This window comes from Aequorivita sediminis, from assembly GCF_032080575.2.
Lineage (GTDB): Bacteria > Bacteroidota > Bacteroidia > Flavobacteriales > Flavobacteriaceae > Aequorivita > Aequorivita sediminis.
The window spans coordinates 1-456 of record NZ_JAVLSO020000046.1 but is presented as its reverse complement, the minus strand read 5'-3'; the positions used below and the strand labels follow the sequence as shown (position 1 = coordinate 456).

1 protein-coding gene is annotated in these 456 nt (G+C 40.1%); it reads right to left on the bottom strand.

The window, feature by feature from the left end; all coding sequences use genetic code 11:
• Positions 1 to 456, bottom strand: a 456-nt coding sequence (locus RT250_RS13545; protein ID WP_341769335.1) for a DUF7507 domain-containing protein, incomplete at both ends; no start/stop codon positions are given.

Below are 456 nucleotides of genomic sequence, written 5' to 3'. Positions count from 1 at the left end.
TACCTTAGCTGTGTTCTCAAACTCACCTGCATTAATATCTGCTTGTGTGATAGTATAGGTAGCTGTGAATGTAGTAGTATCTTCTTGCCCTGGCGCCAATGTGATTGATCCTCCTGATACAGTAACGCCACCAACTAAATCACTTACCATAACATCGGTTAGGGTAACGTTCCCAGTATTCTTAACTGAAAAACTATAGGTAATTACATCACCAACCTCGAGCGTTGAACATCCTGTAGTTGGATCAACTTCAACATCTGATGTTTTAATAAGTGCAATGCTCGCATCAGTACAGATGATTACAACTGTTGGGTTGTTTCCTGCATAACTTGAGTTATCTGATTCATCATCTACTTGTGTGTTGCTAGGCGTTGTACCAACTACCTTAGCTGTGTTCTCAAACTCACCTGCATTAATATCTGCTTGTGTGATAGTATAGGTAGCTGTGAATGTAGT